Consider the following 19,930-nt stretch of genomic DNA (forward strand, 5'->3'; position numbering starts at 1 on the left):
CCGCGCCCGTCGACGGAACGTTCCGTCGACGGGCGCCGGAGGGTCGTAAACCGGTCAGTCCGGTGAAACCACGGGTTCACACGGGTGACAGCGGATGCCTCCCGCCGATGCCTCCCGGACGGCTCAGTGGATGATCCCGGTCCGCAGGGCCACCGCCACCATGCCGGCGCGGTCGCCCGTGCCCAGCTTGCGGGCGATGCGGGCGAGGTGGCTCTTGACGGTCAGGGCGGACAGGCCCATCGAGACGCCGATCGCCTTGTTCGACTGGCCCTCCGCGACCAGTCGCAGCACCTCGACCTCGCGTCCGGACAGCTCGCGGTAGCCACCCGGGTGGCTCGGGGCACCCGGGGGACGGCGGTGCATGCGGGCGGCGGCGGAACCGATGGGGGCCGCACCGGGTCGGGTGGGGAGCCCGATGTTGGTGCGGGTGCCGGTGACGACGTAGCCCTTGACGCCCCCGGCCAGGGCGTTGCGGACGGCGCCGATGTCGTCGGCGGCGGACAGCGCCAGGCCGTTGGGCCAGCCGGCGGCGCGGGTCTCGGACAGGAGGGTCAGGCCGGAGCCGTCGGGCAGGTGGACGTCGGCGACGCAGATGTCGCGGGGGTTGCCGATGCGGGGACGAGCCTCCGCGACGGACGAGGCCTCGATGACGTCGCGCACACCGAGCGCCCACAGGTGTCGGGTGACGGTGGAACGCACGCGCGGGTCGGCCACGACCACCATGGCGGTCGGCTTGTTCGGGCGGTAGGCGACCAGGCTTGCGGGTTGCTCGAGGAGAACGGACACCAGGCCTCCTGGGTGGGGGACGGGGCCGGCTTGTGGGGATGAAGCCGGGACGAACCGTGCTTTCAAGGTCACAGTCGTCTTCGGCAGCAAACTCGTCCGCCTTTAGAGAATGATCACGATCTAGTGAGTAACAATCTGTGCAATTCGGACACGCGATCGATCATCCGAAGATCGAGTCGGTTCGCGCCGAGTCGATTCGAGGGCGGAAAGTGGCCGTATCGACAAAGAGATGGTCAACAAGGCGGTCGCCGGGCATGACAACGGCCCGACGTTGACCGCCGGGCCGGAAGTGAGTCAGCAGAAAGGTGTCAGCAAGGGTGTCAGCGGGCCTGCGGATCCCTGCGCTGCGGCAGGGTCACCACCGAGGCGTCACCCGGATTGGCCGGCGGCAGCCCGGCGACCTGCGCCAGCAGATCGCACCACGAGGCCAGGTGCGCGGCGGTGTCCGGGACCCCGCCCATGCCCTCCCGCGGCGTCCAGGACGCCCGGATCTCGATCTGCGAGGCCGCCGGACGCTCCGCCAGCCCCCCGAAGTAGTGCGAGCTCGCGCGCGTGACCGTGCCGCTCGGCTCCCCGTACGTCAGCCCGCGCAGCTGCAGCGCGCCGGTCAGCCACGACCAGCACACCTCCGGCAGCAGCGGATCGGCCGCCATCTCCGGCTCCAGCTCCGCCCGCACCAGCGTCACCAGCCGGAACGTGCCCCGCCAGGCGTCGTGCCCGGCCGGGTCGTGCAGCAGCACCAGCCGTCCGTCGGCCAGCTCCTGCTCGCCGTCCACCACGACGGCCTCCAGCGCGTGCGCGAACGGGGCCAGCCGCCGCGGGGCGGGCGTCGGCTCCACCTCGACCTGTGGCCGCAGCCGCGCCGACCGCAGCGCCTCCACGGCGGCACGGAACGCCGGCGGCGCCGCCGAGCCCGCGTGCCGATCCGCCTCCGCGGTGTCCTTCGCGCCGTCCATACCGTCAGCGCCGTCCGAGAGTCGTCCCTGAGCCGCAGCCATGCGGGGAAGAGTAAAGGGAACAGGGCCCCGGCGCAGGTAGGACACCCTTGAGGGCGGCCGCACTTCTCCCGGTGGCGCCGTGCGAGACTTTCCGGCGTGAGTGGATACGCAAGCCCCGCGGGCCAGCAGCCGACCCAGACGTACGACAGCGCCTTCCTCAAGGCGTGCAGGCGGGAACCCGTGCCGCACACCCCCGTGTGGTTCATGCGCCAGGCCGGCCGCTCCCTGCCCGAGTACCGCAAGGTGCGCGAGGGCGTTCCGATGCTGGAGTCCTGCACGCGGCCCGAACTGGTCACCGAGATCACGCTGCAGCCGGTGCGCCGGCACCACGTGGACGCGGCGATCTACTACAGCGACATCGTCGTCCCGCTCAAGGCCATCGGCCTCGACCTCGACATCAAGCCCGGCGTCGGCCCGGTCGTCGCCGAGCCGATCCGCACCCGCGCCGACCTGGCCCGGCTGCGCGACCTCACCCCCGACGACGTGTCCTACGTCACCGAGGCGATCGGCCTGCTGACGAGCGAACTGGGCGCCACCCCGCTGATCGGGTTCGCCGGCGCGCCGTTCACCCTCGCGAGCTACCTCGTCGAGGGCGGCCCGTCCCGCACTTACGAGAACGCCAAGGCGATGATGTACGGCGACCCCGAACTCTGGGCCGACCTGCTGGACCGCCTCGCCGACATCACCGCCGCCTTCCTCAAGGTCCAGATCGAGGCCGGCGCCTCCGCCGTCCAGCTGTTCGACTCCTGGGTCGGCGCGCTGGCCCCCGCCGACTACCGGCGCTCGGTCATGCCCGCCTCGGCGAAGGTCTTCGACGCCGTCGCGGGCTACGGCGTCCCCCGCATCCACTTCGGCGTCGGCACCGGCGAACTGCTGAACCTCATGGGCGAGGCCGGCGCGGACGTCGTCGGCGTCGACTGGCGCATCCCGCTGGACGAGGCCGTCCACCGCGTCGGCCCCGGCAAGGCCCTCCAGGGCAACCTCGACCCCACCGTCCTGTTCACGGACAAGGACATCGTCGAGGCCAAGGCCCAGGAGGTGCTCGACGCCGCCGCGGGCCTGGAGGGACACGTCTTCAACCTCGGCCACGGCGTCATGCCGCACACCGACCCCGACGCCCTCACCCGCCTCGTCGACTACGTCCACACGAGCACCGCCCGCTGACAGCACCCGCTCCCTCACCACCTGCCGGGGCTCACCACACCTGACGCGGCCGCGCCTGCCTGCCGAACAGCAGCCGGCGCGGCTCCGGCGGGGCCGGCGTACCCGGCTTCAGCGGCCAGGCCAGCAGCATGCCCACCACGAAGCCGGCCACGTGCGCCGCGTACGCCACCGTGCCCGCGCCGGTGACGGCCAGGCCGGAGGAGTACAGCGCCTGGAGCACGAACCAGAAGCCCAGCACGAGCCAGGCCGGCAGCCGCAGCGGCAGGAAGACCAGGAACGGCACCAGCACCCACACCCTGGCCCTCGGATACAGCACCAGATAGGCGCCCAGCACCCCCGCGATCGCCCCGGAGGCACCGATCAGCGGCTCGCCGGAGGAGTCGTTCAGCAGCGCGAAGCCGTAGCCGGCCGCGTAGCCGCAGACGACGTAGAACACGAAGTACCGGACGTGCCCCATCCGGTCCTCGACGTTGTTGCCGAAGATCAGCAGGAAGAGCATGTTGCCCAGCAGATGCAGCCAGCTGCCGTGCAGGAACATCGCGGTGAACACCGACAGCGCCGGCGACTTGTCGTAGGCGGGCGGCGCCACCACACAGCCGGGCCCGTGCGCGCCGACCCCCACCTGACCCGTCGGCACCACCCGGGGCAGCTGACCGTGGATCAGCTCCCGGGGGACCGCCGCCCAGTGGTCCGTGAACGCCCGCAGATGGCACAGCTGCGCCAGGTTCCCGCTGCCGGTCACGGAATCGCCCATGCCGGGCGTCGACAGGAACACCAGGACGTTCGCGACGATGAGGGCGTACGTCACCCAGGGGGTACGGCGTACCGGGTTCACGTCATGGACGGGGATGACCACATCTCAGTAATGCCCGCGAAACGGTGCGCGAAATCTGTGAACGCCGCCGGGCGGCCGTGCGTATCCCTCCTCAACCGACGTGAGGATCAGGCGATGAGTGCTCCGCAGGTTTCCCCGATGATGCAGGCACTGCCCGACGGCGAGGCCGAGTTGTCCTTGGTCGTACGGCTCCCCTGGGAGGACGTCGCCCGGCTCGGGCAGGAGGCGGGGCGGCTGGCCGCGCAGATGCAGCGGGCCGTGACGCTGGACGAGGCGGTGAGTTATCGGCTGCGGTCGAGTCGGCCGGCGGCGGCCACGCACGCGAAGCCTGTCGAGCAGCCGGCCGCGGCTGTGTCTTCCAGCGGGTCCGTGGCTTCTCTGCCGCGGATCAGTGGGACGGCTTAGGTTGCGTTGCGGGGTGCGGCGCCGTGGGGCTTGTCGCGCCCACGCGGCGGAGCGGCATATCGACACAGCCCCGCGCCCCTTGATAAGTCACCTTGAGCTGTGTTTGGAGGTGGCCCTTCTGGCTGCCACCAAAATCGGGTCCCAGACCGGGGAGAACGGTGGGGCGTAGCCCAGGTCCAGGGCTGTCATTTGTTCCGCTGTCATGCGGGCGGTGAGGGCGACGGCTGCGATGTCGACTCGTTTGGCGGCGCCCTCGCGGCCCACGATCTGGACGCCGAGCAGGCGGCCGGTGCGGTGTTCGGTGAGCATCTTGACGGTCATGGGGGTGGCGCCGGGGTAGTAGCCGGCGCGGCTGGTCGACTCGATGGTGACCGTCTCGAAGCGCAGGCCCGCGCGGAGGGCGTCCTTCTCGCGGAGGCCGGTGCGGGCGATCTCCAGGTCGCAGACCTTGCTGACCGCCGTGCCGACGACCCCCGGGAAGGTGGCGTAGCCGCCGCCCACGTTGGCGCCGATGACCTGGCCGTGCTTGTTGGCGTGGGTGCCGAGCGGGACGTACTGCCGCTGGCCGGAGACCAGGTTGAGCACCTCCACGCAGTCGCCGCCGGCCCAGATGTCCTCGTGGCCGGCGACCCGCATGGCCTCGTCGGTGACGAGGCCCCCGTGGCTGCCGAGGGGGAGGCCCGCGGCCTCGGCGAGCGAGGTCTCCGGGCGTACGCCGATGCCCAGGACGACCACGTCCGCCGGGTACTCCGCGTCGTCGGTGCCGACGGCTCGGACCCGGCCGTCCGGGCCGGTCGGCAGCTTGGTGACCTCGGTGCCGTTGACCATGGTGATGCCGAGGCCCTCCATGGCCCGGCGGACGAGGCGGCCCATGTCCGGGTCCAGGGTCGCCATCGGCTCCTCGCCGCGGTTGACCACCGTCACCTCGAAACCGCGGTGGATCAGGGCCTCCGCCATCTCGACGCCGATGTAACCGGCCCCCACGACCACGGCCCGGCGGCCACGCGCGTGTGCGAGCGAGTCCAGCAGGGCCTGCCCGTCGTCCAGGGTCTGCACGCCGTGCACGCCGGGCGCGTCCACGCCGGGCAGGTCGGGGCGGACCGGCCGGGCGCCGGTGGCGATGACGAGCCGGTCGTACGACGTCCACGACTCGGCGCCCGAATCGACGTCACGCGCGCGTACCCGCTGTCCGGCCACGTCGATCTCCGTGACCTCGGTGCGCAGGCGTACATCGATCCCGCGCGCGCGGTGCTCCTCGGGCGTGCGGGCGATCAGCCGGCCGCGTTCGGAGACGTCGCCGCCCACCCAGTACGGGATGCCGCACGCCGAGTAGGAGGTGAAGTGGCCGCGTTCGAAGGCCACGATCTCCAGCTCGTCCGTGCCCCGCAGCCGGCGTGCCTGCGACGCCGCGGACATCCCCGCGGCGTCGCCGCCGATCACGACCAGCCGCCGCTTCCCGCCCCGCCCACCACTCATGCTCATGTGAACACGCTACGGGGCGACGGCCTTTCGGGCTGCCGGACCCGGCTGTGCGAACCGGGCTATACGCCGTCGCCGCCGGCCTTCGGGGAGGTGTCCGGGGCCGGGCGGGCCGGCAGCAGCCGGCGTACGATCCGCCGCCACACCACGTAGAGCAGGGCGGCGAGCGCGGCGAACGGCAGGACGGCGCCGACGGCGAGCGCGATCCACACCAGCAGCGTGACGAACACGTGCCAGCCGCCCGCCAGCGCGTCCGCGAAGCCGGGACCGTCGTCGTGCGCGGCGGCCTTCTTCGCCGGGGTCTCGGACAGCGACAGGGTGATGGTGGCCATCGTCGTACGGTCCTTCAGGGACGCCTGCCGGGCGAGCAGAGACTCCAGGTCCGCCTCGCGGCTGCTCAACTCCCCCTCCAGGCTGACCACGTCGCTCAGCCGGGTCGCCCGGTCCATCAGGGCGCGGATCCGGGCCACGCTGGCCCGCTGGGACTTGACCCGGCTGTCGATGTCCACGACCTGGTCGGTGACATCCTCGGCCTTCGAGACGCGGTGGACGAGCTTGCCGGTGCCCTGCAGCGCGGTGAGGACCTCGTCGTAGTGGTCGCCCGGCACGCGCAGGACGAGCCGGGTCTGTTCGTGGCCGTCGGAGTCCAGGCTGGTGCTCTCGTCACCGACGTAGCCGCCGGCGTCCTCGGCGGTGTGCCGTGCCGTGCCGAGGGCCTCGGGAACGTCCTTCACCCGCACGGTCAGGGAGGCGGTGCGGACGAGGGCCTCGGGCCGGAGCCGGGGTGTCTTCGGGACCTTGGGGGTGGATCCGGCGTCGGCGGCCGGGCCGCCGCCGGCCCCGTCCTGGGCCTGGCCGCGGGCCGCGGACTTCGCGGAGCCGCCGTTCGAGGAGGAGTCGCCGGCGCTGCAGCCGGCGAGCGCCAGGGACGCGGCGAGCAGGAGCCCCGCCAGGATCCGGACCGGTGACGCGGAACGTGGTACGCACATGGGCGAAACCCCTCGAGGGTCGGCACGACGACTGACATGACCAGCGGCATGACGAGCGGCATGTCGCAGGACATTCCTTCGACGCCCGGGTGCGCCGGAACGTTGGGCCCCGGCGGTCCCGATGCGGTCACGGTCGGGACTCGGGGCGGACACCCGAGCGGCATCAGGGCCCTCACCCGGGCCCGGCCGGGGAGTGTCAGTGGGGTCTGAGAGAGTGGGTTCATGAGCGCAACGGGTAGGGGCACGCGGCATGTCGTCGTCATCGGAGCCGGGATCGCCGGACTCGCCGCCGCCCACCGGCTGCTGGCGCGCGGGCAGCGCGTGACCGTCGTCGAGGCGTCAGGCCGGGTCGGCGGCAAGCTGCTGCCCGGCGAGATCGCCGGCGTCCGGGTCGACCTGGGCGCCGAGTCGATGCTGGCCCGCCGCCCCGAGGCCGTGACCCTCGCCCGGGAGTCCGGCCTCGCCGACCGGCTCCAGCCGCCGGCCACCGCGGGCGCCTCGATCTGGACCCGGGGCACCCTGCGGCCCATGCCCAAGGGGCACGTCATGGGCGTGCCCGGCGCCGCCTCCGCCCTCGCCGGGGTGCTGTCCGACGAGGGCCTGGCCCGCATCGAACGCGACGCCGACCTGCCCCGCACAGAGGTCGGGGACGACGTGGCGGTGGGGGAGTACGTGGCGGCGCGGCTCGGCCGCGAGGTCGTCGACCGCCTCGTCGAACCCCTGCTCGGCGGGGTGTACGCGGGCGACGCCTACCGCATCTCGATGCGCTCGGCGGTGCCCCAGCTGTTCCAGGCCGCCCGCACCCACGACTCCCTCACCGAGGCCGTCCGCGAGATCCAGGCGAAGGCCGCCGCGGCTCAGCAGACCGGCCCGGTGTTCATGGGCATCGAGGGCGGCGTCGGCACCCTGCCGCTCGCCGTCGCCCGGTCGGTGCTGGACCGCGGCGGCGAGATCCTCACCGGCATCCCCGTCCGGGAACTGCGCCGCGTGGGGACGGTGACCGCCGCATCCGGCACGGCACCGGGCGCGTCCGGCCCGGCCTGGCGGGTCGTAGCCGGAGACCGCGTGCTGGACGCCGACGCCGTGGTCGTCGCCGTCCCCGCGCGCGCCGCCGCCGACCTGCTGCGCGCCGAGGCCCCGGCCGCCGCGGCCGAACTCGCCGCCGTCGAGTACGCATCCATGGCCCTGATCACCCTCGCCTACCGGCGCGCCGACCTCACCCTCCCCGAGGGCAGCGGCTTCCTGGTGCCGCCCGTCGACGGCCGCACCATCAAGGCGTCCACGTTCGCCTCCCAGAAGTGGGGCTGGATCGCCGCCGACGACCCCGGGGTGGTCGTGCTGCGCACCTCGGTCGGCCGGCACGGCGAGACAAAGGTGCTCCAGCGGGACGACGCCGACCTCGTCGAGGTCTCCCGGCACGACCTGCGGGAGGCCACCGGACTGACCGCCGTACCGCTGCGGAGCCGCGTCACCCGCTGGACCGACGGACTCCCGCAGTACCCGGTCGGCCACCACGCGCGCGTGGCCCGCGTCCGCGAGCACGTCGCCAAGCTGCCCGGCCTCGCCGTGTGCGGCGCGCAGTACGACGGCGTCGGCATCCCCGCCTGCATCGCGAGCGGCTACGCCGCGGTGGACCAGCTCGGGGGCGACCTCGGCGGGGTCGCGGAGCTGACGGCCAACCCGGTGCAGAGCCTGCACGGCGGAGCGGGAGAATAGGGACCATGAGTGACGATGCCCCCACCACCGAGACCGGCAGGATCCCGAACAAGGGCAAGCTGGCCAAGGACCTCAACGAGGTCATCCGCTACACCCTGTGGTCCGTCTTCAAGCTGAAGGACGTGCTCCCCGAGGACCGCGCCGGCTACGCCGACGAGGTCCAGGAGCTGTTCGACCAGCTCACCGCCAAGGACGTGACGATCCGCGGGACCTACGACCTGTCCGGCCTGCGTGCCGGCGCCGACCTCATGATCTGGTGGCACGCCGAGTCCAGCGACCAGCTGCAGGAGGCGTACAACCTGTTCCGCCGCACGAGGCTCGGCCGCGCCCTGGAGCCGGTCTGGTCGAACATGGCGCTGCACCGCCCCGCCGAGTTCAACCGCTCGCACATCCCGGCGTTCCTCGCCGACGAGACGCCCCGCAACTACGTGAGCGTCTACCCCTTCGTGCGCTCCTACGACTGGTACCTGCTGCCCGACGAGGACCGCCGCCGCATGCTCGCCGACCACGGCAAGCTGGCCCGCGGCTACCCGGACGTGCGCGCCAACACGGTCGCCTCGTTCTCCCTCGGCGACTACGAGTGGATCCTCGCCTTCGAGGCCGACGAACTGCACCGCATCGTCGACCTCATGCGCCACCTGCGTGCCTCCGAGGCCCGTATGCACGTCCGTGAGGAGATCCCCTTCTACACGGGCCGCCGCAAGGACATCGCCGACCTGGTGGCCGGCCTGGCCTGACCGGGGTCAGGGGCGCGCGCGGAGGTCCGGGCCGGTCTTCGCCCCGGTGGGGCGGTGCCGGACACGGGCGGCGGCCGGGAGTTTAGGGGCCGGCTGCGGGTGCGGGGCGCAGGACGCGTTCCGTGCCGGAAGGCGGCCCTGGAGCAGATAGGCGTCCAGATGGGCGTCGACGCACCGGTTCGGGCCGCCGCCGATCCCGTGCGTGCCGGCGTCCCGCTCGGTCACCAGCACCGAGCCGGACAGCCGCCGGTTCATCTCCAGCGCGCCCGCGTACGGTGCCGCCGCGTCCCGCTCGGCCGCCAGGACCAGCACCGGCGGCAGCTCACCGGGCGCCGTCCGCACATCGAGCGGCCGCTGCCGGGGCGCCTGCCAGTACGCGCACGGCAGGTTCATCCACGCGTTGTCCCACGTCTCGAAGGGCGCCGTGCGCGCGAGCCGCGTGTTGTCCCGGTCCCACACCGCCCAGTCCGTCGGCCACGGGGCGTCGTTGCACTCCACGGCCGTGTAGACCGCGTTTCCGTTCTCCGCCTCGGCGGCCGCGCCCGGGGCCGGCGCGGCCAGCCGCACCAGCGGCTCCGGGTCACCCTTCAGGTACGCCGACAGCGCGGCGGCCCGGCTCGGCCAGGCGTCGTCGTAGTACCCGGCGGTCAGGAACGTGTCCTGGAGCTGTCCCGGTCCGACCTTCCCGCCCGCGGGCCTCTCCGCCAGCCGTCGGCGCGCGGTGTCGTATCCGCGCAGCACCTTCGCCGCCGTCCTCCCGAGCCCGTACACGTCGTCGTGCCGGGCGACCCACGCGCGGAAGTCCGCCCAGCGGCGCTCGAACGCGGCCGACTGGTCGAGGTTGTCCCGGTACCAGATGCGCGCCGGGTCCGGGTCCACCGGCGCGTCCAGCACCATCCGCCGTACGTGCGACGGGAACAGCGTCGCGTACAGCGCGCCGAAGTAGGTGCCGTACGACGCCCCCATGAACGTCAGCCGGTCGTCGCCCAGCGCGGCCCGCAGCACGTCCAGGTCGCGGGCGTTGTTCAGCGAGGTGAAGTACCGCAGCCGGCTCCCGGACCGCTGGGCGCAGCCGCGCGCGTACGCCTTCGCCCGGGTGACGCGCTCCCGCTTGTACGCCGCCGAGGGGTGCGCCGGCGCCTGGCTCGGCGCGTGGAAGAAGTGCTTGGGGTCCGTGCAGGACAGCGGGGCGGAACCGCCCACCCCGCGCGGGGCGTAGCCGACGAGGTCGTAGGCGGCGGCGATCCGCTTCCAGGCGGGCATCGCACCGACCAGCGGGAAGAACACGCCGGAGGCGCCGGGACCGCCCGGGTCGTAGACGAGGGCGCCCTGCCGGGCCACCCGGCGCTCGCCGTGGTGCGGGTCCTTCCCCGTGGCCCTGATCCGGCTGACGGTCAGTTTGATCTGCGTGCCGTCCGGGTGCGCGTAGTCCAGGGGGACGGTCACCGTGCCGCAGCGCAGGCTGTCCGGCGCGTCCGGTGCGTCCGGCTCGGCGGAACACGGGCCGAAGCCGATGCCCGCCGCCCGCGCCCGCGCGGCGGCGATCAGCGTGCCGCGTGCCTCGGCGGACACACCGGAGACGACGGGTGCGCGGGAGGGCACGGGTGGGGCGCCCGACAGCGTGGTCAGCAGCAAGGATCCGGCGGCCGAGCACAGGGCGAGGGCCCTCATCTCACATCCCTCCGGCGCGCGGCTGCGATGGCACGGCTGCCACGGCCCGGCGACACCACAAGGGATGTTTCGGACGGCCGTGGGTGAAGGCAAGCGCCATTGGACGGTGTCGCGTGCCAGTGCGCCTGTACGCCCCCTGCAGGCGCCCCTACCAGGGCTATGCGGCCTGCGTCACCGCGGGGGCCAGGGCTGGTCGCGGTGGGCGAAGGCCGCGCGCAGGTTCGGCTCGCCGATCGCCCGGACCCCGCGCACGGCGACGGAGGTGAGGAACGACCGTTCGTCGCCCTCCCCGGTCGGCCGCCGGGCCAGGGCGCCCAGCAGCCGCTGTCCGGCCGGCGAGGCCCAGCGGGAGTACGGCCGCGCCTCGAACCGGGCGATGGCCAGACAGCTCAGGCACAGCGTCAGCGGCAGCGCGAACCACAGGGCGACCAGGCCGGCCGGCATCCCCGTGCGGGCGGGCAGCAGCAGTGCGGCCACGCCCAGCGCGAGCACGGCCACGGCGGCGGCCCGCACCTGACGCATGCCCGCCGACACCGTCGTACCGGCGCCGCCGTCCGGTACGGCCAGACCCGCCCGCACCAGACCGTCCGCGAGCCGGCGCACCGCGTCGGCACCGGCGGCGGCCGCGCGCACCGGCGCGATCCGGGACTGCCCCTCGGGGCCGATGGCTCCTATGACGGACCGTTCCATCTCGTCGCGCCCCCGCGGGTCCACCACCGTGGCCCAGCCGGTGTGCGCGAGCAGCAGACGGCGCTGCCGGGCCATCGAGATCATCGTCACGTCGGCGACGCGCGCGGGGCCGCCCGACAGGAAGGCCGCCTCGTACAGCGTCAGATCGGGCCCCGGTCCCGTGTCCACGTCGGCGCACCCGTCGCGCGGTTCGGCGGCCGCCGCCGCTACGGCGGCCAGGCACAGCCGGGTGCAGGCGATGCCGGCGACGGCCCAGGCCAAGAGCAGGAGAAGGACCCAGAACATGACGTTTTTCTATGTCAGGGGCCCGGGAAACGCCATGCCCTTTTCACCATCCGGACCGAGTGTTGCCGGTGCGTGACATTCCGTTTGCCGTGCAGGTCAGCACTGGTCAGGGGCTGTCGGCCGACGGGGGCGGACTGGCGGTCGCGGGCGGCAGGGAGTACGACGCGGAGGGCGAGGGAGCGACCGGGACCGCGGCACCGGGATCGACCACCGGAGGGGAGGCGACGGGGGTGGGGGAGGCCGCCAGGTCCCGGGCCAGCGCGCCGAAGTCGACGTAGCCCGTCGCCTCCAGGGCCTTGATGTGGTCCAGCACGGTGCTGTTGGCGTCGTCGGCGAGGTCCCGGACCAGTGAGTTCTGGGTGCTGGCCCGGACCTCGGCGACCAGGGAGAAGACCCGGCCGTGGGCGAGCCGGAGCAGGCCGGCGAACTGCCGGTCGAATTCCTGGCCCCGGGCCGAGCGCAGGGTGGCGAGCCACTCCTCCTGCTGGGCATTCGGCTCGTTCGGCAGGGGCACGCCGAGGCGGGAGGCGACGATGCGGTCGTGGGTGTCGAGCGCGGTGTGGCCGTCGACCAGGTGCTGACCGGCCTGCCGTACCGCGTCGGTGGTGCCCTTCTGCTCCGCGAGCTCACCGGCGGGCAGTTCCCAGAGGCCGGCGAGGCGGACCTTGGTGATGAAGTCGCGGTCCTGCGCCGAGAGCGGGCCGTACGGCGTCGTCACCGTCCGCGCGCTCAGCACGGTGGCTCCCGCCGGGTCGGGGCGGTCGGCGTACGACCAGAGCGGCACGACCAGCGCCACGAACGTCGCCGCGAGCCCGGTGATGATGAGTCCGGTGCCGCTGAATATGCCTCGTCCCTTGGCCGGGGGTCGGGGTCGCATGGTGCCTCCTGTACGGCACCGCACACGACGGTACGAGTGTGCGGCCCCGGCATATTACTGCGACGTCGCCTGCGGCTGGCTCGACCGTCTTGACCTGCGGGTGCGTGGTGGCTGGTCGCGCAGTTCCCCGCGCCCCTGACGGGGCACGTACGTAGCTGCGGGCATGCGTGCCTCCCCCAGTGCCCCAAGGGCCTGCAGGGACCCCCAGGGCGGCACGGGTGGGCGCAGCGGCACCACGCTGGCGCGGGCAAGTGAAACCCGTCCCGGCCGGCCCCGGCGCCGGGCGCCTACTCGGGGCGCGCCCGTAGCAGCGCCCGTTGCGCCGCGCGGGCGACCCGCACCGCCGGACGGGCGGACCGCGGCGCCCGCCCCGCCCGCTCCTGCCACCACAACCGCAGCGCACGCCGCACCCCCGCGTCCGCCGGCCGCCCCGCCATCAGCAGCCACCCCGCGAAGTCCAGCGCGTCCCGCCGGTACCCCCCGGACATCGGCCGCTCCCGCGCGTACTCCAGGAACGCCTCCCGGTACCCCTCCCCGAGGATCACCGGCAGCTCGGGCCCCGCCTTCGCCACCACGTCCGCCCGCTTCGCCGCCAGCGCCCGCGCCTGCACCCCCATCCGTACCCGGTCGAAACCCTCCGGGACCGGCGTCCCCGCCACCAGCGAGGACAGCACCGCGGCCTGCGCGACCCCGAGCCGCTGCCGCCCACCGCCCGCGCCGGAACCTCCGCCCGCCTGCGCCCTCGACCGGGCCCCGGCCTTCTCCCGGGCCGCCCGCCCGGCCCTCACCGCATCCCGGATCGCCCCCAGCTCCCCCTCCAGCTCCTTTGCCTCCGGAAAGTTCTCGTCGCGTTCCAGCAGCACCCCCGGCGGCGCCACCCGGGAGGCAAGGTCGGTCAGGATGTCGAGGACGGGTCGCGGCACGGGGTGCGCATGGCTGTCGTGCCAGACACCGTCCCGTTCGAACCCGCCGGCGACATGGACGTACGCGATGGCCTCCAGCGGCAGCGCGGCCAGCGCCGCCGCCGGGTCCTCGCCCCGGTTGACGTGGTTGGTGTGCAGGTTGGCGACGTCGATGAGCAGCCGCACCCCGGTCCGTTCGGCCAGCTCGTACAGGAACTGCCCCTCGGTCAGCTCCTCGCCCGGCCAGGAGAACAGGGCGGCGATGTTCTCCAGGGCCAGCGGCACGGGTAGCGCGTCCTGCGCGATGCGCACGTTCTCGCACAGCACGTCCAGCGCGTCCCGCGTGCGTGGCACCGGCAGCAGGTGACCCGCCTCCAGCCGGGGCGAGGCGGTCAGCGGACCGCCCGCCCGGACGAACGCGATGTGCTCGGTGACCAGCGGCGATCCGAGCGCGACCGCCAGCTCGGCGAGCGCGCCGAGCCGCTCCTCGTCCGGCCGGTCCGCACCGCCGAGGCCCAGGGAGACGCCGTGCGGGACCACGGTCACCCCGCGCTCGCGCAGCCGCAGCAGCGACTCGGGAAGATGGCCGGGGCAGACGTTCTCCGCCACGGCCTCCACCCAGTCGATGCCCGGCATCCGCTCCACGACGTCCGCGATCTCCGGCCGCCAGCCGATCCCCGTGCCCAGTCGCAGCATGACCCGCCCCCTCGTCGAATGAGGGGGGTATGGCCCGCGACGCCGCTCCCGAACCGCGCGGCCGCCGCGTTCAGAGCAACATTTGAGGTTCCCGGCCGCCCCTCGGAACCCCGCGAACCCCTACCGCAGCGCCGGGTGGTCCGCGACGACCGTGCAGGAGCCCGGGGCGATCTCCGTGAACCCGGCGTCCCGGACCACGGGCAGGCCGCTGCCGGTCAGCCGGTCCCAGTCGGCCGGGGCGGCCGTGCGCACGGCCAGCGGGTGGCCCGCCGCCCGCCACGCGGCGCGGGCCGCGGCCGGCAGCGCCCACCAGGCCAGTTGGGCGCCGTGCCCGGCCTGCGCCATCGCCTTCCCGGCGGACATCGTCAGGTCCGGGTTCAGCCACAGCACGGGCTGACCGGCGCCCGGCGCGGCCGGCGGCTCGGGGTCGTCCAGCTCCGTCCCGGACACCTGGAGCTTGGCCAGCTCCTTGGGCCAGCCGTCCAGCGGGACCGGCGGGAAGACCCGTACCTCGGCGGACGCGCCGCTCACCGTGATCCTGGGCAGCGCCTCGGCCCGCCGCCACTCGGCGCCCCGGGCCCGCCGTACGACCTTGCGGATCCGCGCGTCCTGCCAGTTCCGGACGGCCTCGGCCCACTCGCCGTCCCCGTCCGCCCGCTCGTCCCCGAGCAGCACCAGCACGGCCCGCGCGGCGGTCTCCAGCGCGTCCGTGCGGGCGGGCGGAGCGCCCCGCTCGATCCGTACGACGAGCGGCAGCACGAACTGGGGTGCCTCGTCACGGGAGTTGTGCGTGGACTGGAACGGGCTGGTGCCGGGGGATGCGGGAACGTGACTCACAGGGGTCAACCTTAAGGGGGGCGCCCGGCACGCGAGGAAGCCGACCGCAGAGCGGTCAGCCGGTGCTCGACTCGCTCGGAGACACCGCCGCCGCCCTGCTGCCGGTGGCCGCCTGGCTGGTGCGGATCCGTGTCACGGGCGAGCCGGACGCGGCCCGGGCCTGTGTCGCGGCGGTCCGCGGGCCGGCCCGGGCCTACACGGCCTGTCTGCTGACCGCGCTGCTCGCGGCCGTGGCGCTCGGCGTGGTCGCGACCCTGCTGGTGACGCTGGTCTGCGACCCGGCGAGCAACGGCCACCGCGTGCATGTCGCACCGCTGCGGGCCGGTGCGGCGGGACTGCCGGCGGCCCTCGCCTGCGCCCTGCTCGGCACGGCCGTCGGCGCGCTCGCCAACCGGCCGCTGCCGCGGTCCACCGGGCGCGCGGTGCCGTCGATGCTGCTGGCCGCGCTGCTGTCGCCGGTGGTCGCGGGCTCCCCGGCGCAGGCGGCGGTCAGCGGCCTGGTCACCGGTTCGGAGTCGGGCAGGGTCCCGCTGTCGTGGTGGCCCCTCGTGGTGGCGGCCCTGGCCGCCGCCCCGGCGTTCGCCGCAGCCTGCGCGCTCACCTCCCGCCGGTCACCGTGAGGCCGGCGGGACGGGTCAGCCCGAGCAGGCGGTGCGCTGGGCCTCTTGCCACTCGCACGGCGGGCACAGCGTGACGCCCTTGTACGACTCCGGGTACTCCGTGGGCTCCCGGCACAGCACGCACTCGGCGTACGGCGGGCCGTCCGCCTTCGGGGGCCTCGGGGTGTCGACGATCATGCAGTACGTCTCGTCGTCCTTCTCGGTCATGCGTCCAGAGTAGGCGGCTCAGTGGCGGGAGTTCGTCTCGCGGATCAGCTCGGAGACCTTCACGAACCGGTAGCCCTCCTTGCGGAGCTTCGGCACGACCGTGCGGACGACCTGCTCGGTGGTCGGGGCGGCGCTGCGCGTGCAGTGCATGATGACGAGCGAACCCGGCTTCACCCCGTCCATCACCTGCTGGGCGACCGCGTCGGCGTTCGTCGCGAAGGCGTCGCCGCTCACCACGTCCCACTGGATCGCGGTGACCCCGAGCCCGCTGAGCGCGCGCAGCGCCTTCTGGTCGTAACAGCCGCCGGGGAAGCGGAAGTACGGCATCGGGTTCGGCACCCCCGCCTTGCGCAGCGAGGTGTACGCGCGCTCGACGTCCGCCTTCATCCCGTCCCCGGAGACCGTGGGCAGGCCGTAGCAGTCGGCGGTGAACGCGTAGTGGCTGTAGGAGTGGTTGGCGACCTCGAACCGCGGGTCGTGGCCCAGGGAGCGGGCCTCGGCCGGGTACTCGTCGGCCCAGCGGCCGGTCATGAAGATCGTCGCCGGGACCTTCAGCGTGCGCAGGGTGCTGATCAGCTTCGGGTTGTCGAAGTGCTCACCGGCGGCGGCGCGGGGACCCTCGTCGGCGGTCATGTCGGCGTCGAACGTGAACGCCACGACCTTGCCCAGGTCGCGCGGGCCGTGTTCGAAGACGGGTGTCAGCCCGCCCGGACCCGGGGCCAGCACGGGCGGCCGGGTGGGGGACGGGGAGGCGGAGGCCGTCCTGCCGGGGGCCGGGCGCACGGTGTGTGCGGGACCGTTGGTTCCGCAGGCGGAGAGGGCCGCGCCGAGGGCGCAGAGGGCGGTGATACGGCGTACGAGTGGGATCACCGTACGAAAGTAGGACTGGATGTCTGGTTATGGAGTGATATGAACTACGGCGCGGCGTCGCGCTCACCCGCGCGGCGGGGTGGGAGGAGCCTGCGGGATCAGTCCTCCGCCAGCAGCCGCTCGCGGCACGCGGCCACGTCGAAGTCCGCCTTCGGATAGCGTGGGTCGAGGTCCTCCAGGTGTTCCAGCAGCAGGCGGCCGACCGCCCAGTTGCGGTACCACTTGCGGTCGGCCGGCACCAGGTACCAGGGCGCGTGCGGGGCCGCGCAGCGCTCCAGGGCGGTCTCGTAGGCCTGCTGGTAGGCGGGCCACAGGGCCCGGTCGTCGATGTCGCCGGCCGTGAACTTCCAGTGCTTGTCGGGACGGTCCAGCCGGCGCAGCAGGCGTCGCCGCTGCTCCTCGTACGACAGGTGCAGGAAGCACTTGACCAGGGTCACGCCGTTCTCGGCGAGGGAGCGCTCGAAGTCGTCGATACGGCCGTAGCGGCTCTCGATCTCGGCGGGCGGGGCGAGGGCGCGGACGCGGGCGATGAGGACGTCCTCGTAGTGCGAGCGGTCGAAGATGCCGATCTCACCGGCCTTGGGGAGCGCGCGGCGCACCCGCCGCAGGAAGTCGTGCCGCCGCTCCTCCTCGGTGGGTGCCGTGAAGGCCTTGATGCGGCAGCCGGAGGGGTTGAGCCGGCCGATGACGTGCTTGACCGTGCCGCCCTTGCCGCTGGTGTCCATGCCCTGCAGTACCAGCAGCACCCGGCGCCGGTCGCCCGCGGTGCCCGCCGCCCACAGCCGCTCCTGCAGTTCGGCGAGGCGCTCGCCCGTGTGCGCGGCGGCGGCCCGCGCGGCCCTCTTGCCGCCGGGCGGGGCACCGGGAGTGGCCCGGGCGTCGTACGCGGCCAGGTCGACCGGCTCGCCGGCCGGGAGGCGCAGCGCGCTCCGCACGTCCAGGTCCGTGGCGCCCTTCTTCGCGCCTTTCCCCGTCACGGGCGCCCCGGTTCGCCGTTCGGTGCGGGCTGCGGCCCGTGCCCGTTCGGAGCGGCGGGCCCGTTCGCCGAGGTGGGCCCGTTCGGCGCGGCCGGCAGGTCGTCAGCGGCCTGGACGGAGTGCCGCACGTCCCCGCCCGTCGTGGGCACGTTCGGCGCCGGCTGCGAACCGCGCTCCAGGAAGCGCAGCAGTTCCACCGGAATGGGCAGGACCAGGGTGGAGTTCCGCTCGGCGGACACGGCCATCACGGTCTGCAGCAGGCGGAGCTGGAGCGCGGCCGGTGTGTCGGACATCTGCTGGGCGGCCTCGGCGAGCTTCTTGGAGGCCTGAAGTTCGGCGTCGGCGTTGATGATCCGGGCCCGGCGCTCCCGGTCGGCCTCCGCCTGGCGGGCCATGGACCGTTTCATGGTGTCGGGCAGGGACACGTCCTTGATCTCGACCCGGTCGACCTGGACGCCCCAGCCGACGGCCGGGCTGTCGATCATCAGCTCCAGCCCCTGGTTGAGCTGCTCCCGGTTGGACAGCAGGTCGTCCAGGTCGCTCTTGCCGATGATGGAGCGCAGCGAGGTCTGTGCCATCTGCGAGACCGCGAACTTGTAGTCCTCGACCTTGAGCAGCGCGTTCGTCGCATCGATCACCCGGAAGTAGACGACCGCGTCCACCCGCACGGTCACGTTGTCGCGGGTGATGCCCTCCTGGGCGGGGATCGGCATCGTCACGATCTGCATGTTCACCTTGTGCAGCCGGTCGACGAACGGGACCACCAGCGTGAGGCCCGGCGACCGTACACCGCCCGTGACGCGGCCCAGCCGGAACAGCACGCCCTGTTCGTACTGCTTGACCACCCGTGCGGCCATCGCCAGGTAGACCACGCCGATCGAACCGGCCGCCGCGATGGCTCCCACCAGCTCCTGGACCATGACGACCTCCTCGAAGAGGCCCGCTTTGTCTGTTGCTGCAACGATATGCCCGGCCTGCGGCAGAAGCCACGGACCGGGTGACGGGGGCGTGCGGCGTAAGGCAGCGGTAAGGCGGCGGAGAGCGGTGTGCGGAGAGGGGCGTGCGGTGGGCTACGCGGCGACGAGCGGCTTGGCGTCGCGGGCGAGGGCGGTGAGGCGGGATATCGCCCGGTAGTACTTCTTGCGGTAGCCGCCGTTCAGCATCTCCTCGCTGAACAGCCGGTCGAACGGCAGTCCCGAGGCCAGCACCGGGACCTCGCGGTCGTAGAGCCGGTCCGCGAGGACCACGAGCCGCAGTGCCGTCGACTGGTCCGGCACCGGCCGCACATCGGTGAGGCAGACCGCCGTGAGTCCGTCGGTGAGGGCGCCGTACCGGCTCGGGTGCACCTTGGCCAGGTGGTCCAGCAGGTGCGGGAAGTCGTCCAGGCTGGAGCCGTCGGTCGCGTACGCCGCCTTGGTCACCTCCTCGTCGCCGAACGGCGCCGGCGCCTCGGGCAGCCCGCGGTGGCGGTAGTCCTCGCCGTCGATGCGCAGCGGGCGGAAGTGCGCGGACAGGCCCTGTATCTCGCGCAGGAAGTCGGCGGCGGCGAAGCGGCCCTCGCCCAGCTTGCCCGGGAGCGTGTTGGAGGTGGCGGCCAGTGCGACACCCGCGTCGACCAGCTTGCCGAGCAGGGTGGAGACGAGCACGGTGTCGCCGGGGTCGTCCAGCTCGAACTCGTCGATGCACAGCAGGCTGTGACCGGACAGCGTCTGCACGGTCTTCTGGAAGCCGAGGGCGCCGACCAGGTTGGTCAGCTCCACGAACGTGCCGAACGCCTTGCGGGCGGGTTCGGCGGGGGTGGCGTGCCAGAGGGAGGCGAGGAGGTGGGTCTTGCCGACGCCGTAGCCGCCGTCCAGGTACACGCCGCGCGGTCCGGCCGGGGTCTTCGGAGCCCTGGACCGGCCGAACCCGAGGAACCCGCGCCTGCCGGCGCCGGACGCGTGCGCCCCGCCGAGCCCGGCCGCGAAGCCCTCCAGCACCCGGACGGCCTCCGTCTGGCTCGGCTGGTCCGGGTCCGGGATGTACGTGGCGAACCGGACCGAGTCGAAACGCGGTGGCGGCACCATCTCGGCGACCAGCCGGTCGGCGGGCACGTGCGGCTCACGGGCGCACAGGGAGAGCGGGCCCGCTTCGGTCAGCGGGCCGGCTCCGGGAGCGGCGGGGGAGGAAGACACGGTTATCCATGGTAA

Annotated in this window: 19 protein-coding genes and 1 pseudogene; 5 read left to right on the forward strand and 15 right to left on the reverse strand. The window is 73.5% G+C overall.

Annotated features, from left to right (window positions below; translation table 11 throughout):
- Positions 1-123 precede the first annotated feature (123 nt).
- On the reverse strand, positions 124-786 hold the full coding sequence (locus ABZ854_RS16230) for a response regulator transcription factor (RefSeq protein ID WP_129305965.1): 663 nt from the start codon (positions 784-786) through the stop codon (positions 124-126).
- Between the two features lie 320 nt (positions 787-1,106).
- On the reverse strand, positions 1,107-1,784 hold the full coding sequence (locus ABZ854_RS16235) for a DUF3000 domain-containing protein (protein ID WP_361210416.1): 678 nt from the start codon (positions 1,782-1,784) through the stop codon (positions 1,107-1,109).
- A gap of 96 nt (positions 1,785-1,880) precedes the next feature.
- On the opposite strand from ABZ854_RS16235, the gene hemE reads away from it, so the two are divergent.
- Complete coding sequence (hemE, locus tag ABZ854_RS16240; RefSeq protein ID WP_361210419.1) at positions 1,881-2,948, forward strand: uroporphyrinogen decarboxylase; 1,068 nt, start codon at positions 1,881-1,883, stop codon at positions 2,946-2,948.
- Positions 2,949-2,979: 31 nt separating this feature from the next.
- Here hemE and ABZ854_RS16245 read toward each other — a convergent pair whose 3' ends face one another.
- Complete coding sequence (locus ABZ854_RS16245) at positions 2,980-3,804, reverse strand: rhomboid family intramembrane serine protease (protein ID WP_361210422.1); 825 nt, start codon at positions 3,802-3,804, stop codon at positions 2,980-2,982.
- Between the two features lie 93 nt (positions 3,805-3,897).
- Here ABZ854_RS16245 and ABZ854_RS16250 point away from each other — a divergent pair, with 93 nt between their 5' ends.
- Positions 3,898-4,188, forward strand: a complete 291-nt coding sequence (locus ABZ854_RS16250; protein WP_361210425.1) for a hypothetical protein — start codon at positions 3,898-3,900, stop codon at positions 4,186-4,188.
- An 87-nt stretch (positions 4,189-4,275) separates the two neighbouring features.
- Here ABZ854_RS16250 and ABZ854_RS16255 read toward each other — a convergent pair whose 3' ends face one another.
- Both ABZ854_RS16255 and ABZ854_RS16260 read right to left on the reverse strand, forming a co-directional pair.
- Positions 4,276-5,670: an FAD-dependent oxidoreductase gene (locus ABZ854_RS16255; RefSeq protein ID WP_361210428.1), complete on the reverse strand. Its 1,395-nt coding sequence runs from the start codon at positions 5,668-5,670 to the stop codon at positions 4,276-4,278.
- A 59-nt stretch (positions 5,671-5,729) separates the two neighbouring features.
- Positions 5,730-6,656 carry a DUF4349 domain-containing protein gene (locus tag ABZ854_RS16260; protein WP_361210431.1) on the reverse strand — a complete coding sequence of 309 codons (927 nt, stop codon included), beginning with the start codon at positions 6,654-6,656 and terminating at the stop codon, positions 5,730-5,732.
- Positions 6,657-6,878: 222 nt separating this feature from the next.
- Between ABZ854_RS16260 and hemG the strand changes: the two genes are divergently transcribed.
- On the forward strand, positions 6,879-8,372 hold the full coding sequence (gene hemG / locus ABZ854_RS16265) for a protoporphyrinogen oxidase (RefSeq protein ID WP_361210434.1): 1,494 nt from the start codon (positions 6,879-6,881) through the stop codon (positions 8,370-8,372).
- A 5-nt stretch (positions 8,373-8,377) separates the two neighbouring features.
- Positions 8,378-9,109, forward strand: a complete 732-nt coding sequence (gene hemQ, locus ABZ854_RS16270; protein ID WP_361210437.1) for a hydrogen peroxide-dependent heme synthase — start codon at positions 8,378-8,380, stop codon at positions 9,107-9,109.
- 6 nt (positions 9,110-9,115) lie between these two features.
- Here hemQ and ABZ854_RS16275 read toward each other — a convergent pair whose 3' ends face one another.
- From ABZ854_RS16275 to ABZ854_RS16295, 5 genes are all read right to left on the reverse strand, one after another.
- Positions 9,116-10,780: an alpha/beta hydrolase gene (locus tag ABZ854_RS16275; RefSeq protein WP_361210440.1), complete on the reverse strand. Its 1,665-nt coding sequence runs from the start codon at positions 10,778-10,780 to the stop codon at positions 9,116-9,118.
- A gap of 171 nt (positions 10,781-10,951) precedes the next feature.
- Positions 10,952-11,755, reverse strand: a complete 804-nt coding sequence (locus tag ABZ854_RS16280) for a TIGR04222 domain-containing membrane protein (RefSeq protein ID WP_361210443.1) — start codon at positions 11,753-11,755, stop codon at positions 10,952-10,954.
- A gap of 106 nt (positions 11,756-11,861) precedes the next feature.
- Complete coding sequence (locus tag ABZ854_RS16285) at positions 11,862-12,632, reverse strand: DUF4142 domain-containing protein (RefSeq protein ID WP_361210446.1); 771 nt, start codon at positions 12,630-12,632, stop codon at positions 11,862-11,864.
- 287 nt (positions 12,633-12,919) lie between these two features.
- The gene (locus ABZ854_RS16290; RefSeq protein ID WP_361210447.1) at positions 12,920-14,230 is read right to left on the reverse strand and encodes a DUF692 domain-containing protein; all 1,311 of its coding nucleotides are present in this window, start codon (positions 14,228-14,230) and stop codon (positions 12,920-12,922) included.
- Between the two features lie 120 nt (positions 14,231-14,350).
- Positions 14,351-15,067, reverse strand: coding sequence for a peptidyl-tRNA hydrolase (locus ABZ854_RS16295; protein WP_361210450.1), 717 nt, complete (start codon positions 15,065-15,067; stop codon positions 14,351-14,353).
- Positions 15,068-15,114: 47 nt separating this feature from the next.
- Between ABZ854_RS16295 and ABZ854_RS16300 the strand changes: the two are divergent.
- A pseudogene (locus ABZ854_RS16300) lies at positions 15,115-15,687 on the forward strand (ABC transporter); the annotation flags it as partial.
- Between the two features lie 15 nt (positions 15,688-15,702).
- On the opposite strand, the gene ABZ854_RS16305 reads toward ABZ854_RS16300, so the two are convergent.
- From ABZ854_RS16305 to zapE, 5 genes are all read right to left on the reverse strand, one after another.
- Entirely contained in the window at positions 15,703-15,894 is a 192-nt protein-coding gene (locus tag ABZ854_RS16305; protein WP_129305950.1) for a hypothetical protein, read from the reverse strand.
- An 18-nt stretch (positions 15,895-15,912) separates the two neighbouring features.
- Entirely contained in the window at positions 15,913-16,764 is an 852-nt protein-coding gene (locus tag ABZ854_RS16310; RefSeq protein WP_361210454.1) for a polysaccharide deacetylase family protein, read from the reverse strand.
- Between the two features lie 98 nt (positions 16,765-16,862).
- The gene (locus tag ABZ854_RS16315) at positions 16,863-17,741 is read right to left on the reverse strand and encodes a PPK2 family polyphosphate kinase (RefSeq protein ID WP_361210457.1); all 879 of its coding nucleotides are present in this window, start codon (positions 17,739-17,741) and stop codon (positions 16,863-16,865) included.
- Positions 17,738-18,661 carry a slipin family protein gene (locus ABZ854_RS16320; protein WP_361210460.1) on the reverse strand — a complete coding sequence of 308 codons (924 nt, stop codon included), beginning with the start codon at positions 18,659-18,661 and terminating at the stop codon, positions 17,738-17,740. Before ABZ854_RS16320 ends, ABZ854_RS16315 begins: the two co-directional genes overlap by 4 nt.
- A 150-nt stretch (positions 18,662-18,811) precedes the next feature.
- Entirely contained in the window at positions 18,812-19,915 is a 1,104-nt protein-coding gene (gene zapE / locus ABZ854_RS16325) for a cell division protein ZapE (RefSeq protein ID WP_361210463.1), read from the reverse strand.
- Positions 19,916-19,930: the final 15 nt, after the last annotated feature.

This window comes from Streptomyces sp. NPDC047028, from assembly GCF_040644095.1.
Taxonomy (GTDB): Bacteria; Actinomycetota; Actinomycetes; order Streptomycetales; family Streptomycetaceae; genus Streptomyces.

What these genes read in the sequence shown, in the direction of transcription:
- ABZ854_RS16235 (WP_361210416.1), bottom strand. Translation starts at nt 1,784, where the DNA reads ATGGCTGCGGCTCAGGGACGACTCTCGGACGGCGCTGACGGTATGGAC.
- ABZ854_RS16250 (WP_361210425.1), top strand. Translation starts at nt 3,898, where the DNA reads ATGAGTGCTCCGCAGGTTTCCCCGATGATGCAGGCACTGCCCGACGGC.
- ABZ854_RS16255 (WP_361210428.1), bottom strand. Translation starts at nt 5,670, where the DNA reads ATGAGCATGAGTGGTGGGCGGGGCGGGAAGCGGCGGCTGGTCGTGATC.
- ABZ854_RS16260 (WP_361210431.1), bottom strand. Translation starts at nt 6,656, where the DNA reads ATGTGCGTACCACGTTCCGCGTCACCGGTCCGGATCCTGGCGGGGCTC.
- hemG (WP_361210434.1), top strand. Translation starts at nt 6,879, where the DNA reads ATGAGCGCAACGGGTAGGGGCACGCGGCATGTCGTCGTCATCGGAGCC.
- hemQ (WP_361210437.1), top strand. Translation starts at nt 8,378, where the DNA reads ATGAGTGACGATGCCCCCACCACCGAGACCGGCAGGATCCCGAACAAG.
- ABZ854_RS16275 (WP_361210440.1), bottom strand. Translation starts at nt 10,780, where the DNA reads ATGAGGGCCCTCGCCCTGTGCTCGGCCGCCGGATCCTTGCTGCTGACC.
- ABZ854_RS16280 (WP_361210443.1), bottom strand. Translation starts at nt 11,755, where the DNA reads ATGTTCTGGGTCCTTCTCCTGCTCTTGGCCTGGGCCGTCGCCGGCATC.
- ABZ854_RS16285 (WP_361210446.1), bottom strand. Translation starts at nt 12,632, where the DNA reads ATGCGACCCCGACCCCCGGCCAAGGGACGAGGCATATTCAGCGGCACC.
- ABZ854_RS16290 (WP_361210447.1), bottom strand. Translation starts at nt 14,230, where the DNA reads ATGCTGCGACTGGGCACGGGGATCGGCTGGCGGCCGGAGATCGCGGAC.
- ABZ854_RS16305 (WP_129305950.1), bottom strand. Translation starts at nt 15,894, where the DNA reads ATGACCGAGAAGGACGACGAGACGTACTGCATGATCGTCGACACCCCG.
- ABZ854_RS16320 (WP_361210460.1), bottom strand. Translation starts at nt 18,661, where the DNA reads ATGGTCCAGGAGCTGGTGGGAGCCATCGCGGCGGCCGGTTCGATCGGC.